Source organism: Paenisporosarcina sp. P5_A11 (assembly GCF_056400705.1).
On record NZ_JBFUKT010000329.1, the window covers coordinates 1 to 1,674 of the forward strand.

At 31.7% G+C, this 1,674-nt stretch carries 2 protein-coding genes and 1 pseudogene; 2 read left to right on the plus strand and 1 reads right to left on the minus strand.

What is annotated here, in order from left to right; all coding sequences use genetic code 11:
* Positions 1 to 99, plus strand: a pseudogene (locus tag AC1DOS_RS19975) (cysteine hydrolase family protein); the annotation flags it as partial.
* Between the two features lie 275 nt (positions 100 to 374).
* Positions 375 to 683, plus strand: coding sequence for a hypothetical protein (locus AC1DOS_RS19980; RefSeq protein WP_477538888.1), 309 nt, complete (start codon positions 375 to 377; stop codon positions 681 to 683).
* Between the two features lie 241 nt (positions 684 to 924).
* Here the strand turns inward: AC1DOS_RS19980 and AC1DOS_RS19985 are convergent, their stop codons facing one another.
* Positions 925 to 1,452 (minus strand): peroxiredoxin family protein, encoded by a 528-nt coding sequence (locus AC1DOS_RS19985; protein ID WP_477538889.1) that lies wholly within the window; start codon positions 1,450 to 1,452, stop codon positions 925 to 927.
* Between the last annotated feature and the right edge of the window lie 222 nt (positions 1,453 to 1,674).

Consider the following 1,674-nt stretch of genomic DNA (forward strand, 5'->3'; position numbering starts at 1 on the left):
ACTTTGAATAATCCATTTATGTCTGCAAAAGAGACGACTGATTTTTATGAAAATATATGGAAACACAGATTTTTAAAATTGATAGAAGATGAATCTTAGAAATGAACGATTATATAAATCGGTCAATCAAAGGAATTCTAAAACGAGGATTCACCAGCAAAAATTAATCAACTCTATTATTCCTGAAAAATTTTAGAGTGAAAGGAAAATTCACTTCAACTAACAGGTGCTTTAGTTGAAGATCCTCGAGCTGCTTAGGTGGCTCTTTTTTCTTGTTCAACTAACGGGRCAGGTTACTTCAATAAGCCATTAATATTTATTATTGTGGAACTTGGTAATATGTGTAACGTCAAACCTAAAAAGGAGTTGATTTAATGTTAGTAGATGTTTTTTATTATCTAAAATTTTCAATGGGTGTTTTTATTTTTAGTTTGTTAGTTACATTAATTTTAATATTATTGAAAAAGTCTGTTGTAAGTGGATATTCGGTCAGTATGTTGGTATTTGTTTCTTGTATCGTATCGGGGGTAAATATGATTATTTCGGGATATATAGCGGATGAAGTTCCATCTGGTGGAGACCCAATTACCTTCTATATGTTTTTTGTTATTCTGTTATTAAGTATAGTGAATATGATTTTTGTTTATAAAAAACGATGTAAAAGTTCGGTGAACAGAATATAGTAAATAATCAACAAAGTTTGTGAAAAATTGTACTTAAACTAACGGGGTAGTTAGTTAAAGAAAGTAGACAGACCTGGCTACTTATTCAGCTGGAGGGAACCCTTCCGAACTCATGTTGGCAAAATGGGGCATTTGTTAATGGCTTTTATGGATTATAGAAAGAAGCAGAGTACGTAATATAGCATTATTAATATAACCATAAGATATAGTTGGAGAAACTTCAGTAACACTGTGCTTTTAATTAGGGTAAATCACTAATAAGTTCATTTAACAGTTTTTCGTTTACAGGTCCTCTTATGTGATGACCTATGACTCCTTCGGAATTTATAGCATATGTTTCTGGAAGGTAAATGATTTCATATGCATTCATTACATAACCACTTTTATCAAGAGGAATGGGAAAAGTAAGTTCATAGGCATCGACGAATTTCTCCACCGAATTAACACTATCCGAATTGGTCATATTAACCGCAATAATTTCTACGTTTTGAGAATCTTTATTTTTTTGATAATACTTCTCCATATGTGGCATTTCTTCTTTGCAGGGAGGACACCAAGATGTCCAAAAGTTAAGTATTACTTTTTTCCCCTTATAATCTGATAAGTTAAGGGTTTCTCTTGTTATTGTAGTAAGTTCAAAATCAGGTGGTAATTCACCTTGCTTCAGTCCAGTATCAATGGTTGAATCGATAGAAGTTTTTGTTTTTGCTTTAAAAGATTCTCCAGAATCCGTACTTTCAAGGTTTGATTTAACAGTTATAAAAATCATTGAGCCAATAATTAATGCAGTTATAATTAATCCGATATGCCTTTTAATAAAATTCAGCCCCCTATTTCTTCTCTCTTTAAGACTTTACCAAAGAAATGGGTTTAACTCATTTCTTTTACTTATAAGACTTTAGTTATGTAGCTAATATACTGGTTTAACCTTATTCAACTAACGGGTGCTTTAGTCAAGTCAAGTATGGCAACGTCATTTAAGACGTTGCCC

Coding starts and splice junctions, on each gene's coding strand:
- AC1DOS_RS19980 (WP_477538888.1), top strand. CDS start 375: ATGTTAGTAGATGTTTTTTATTATCTAAAATTTTCAATGGGTGTTTTT.
- AC1DOS_RS19985 (WP_477538889.1), bottom strand. CDS start 1,452: ATGATTTTTATAACTGTTAAATCAAACCTTGAAAGTACGGATTCTGGA.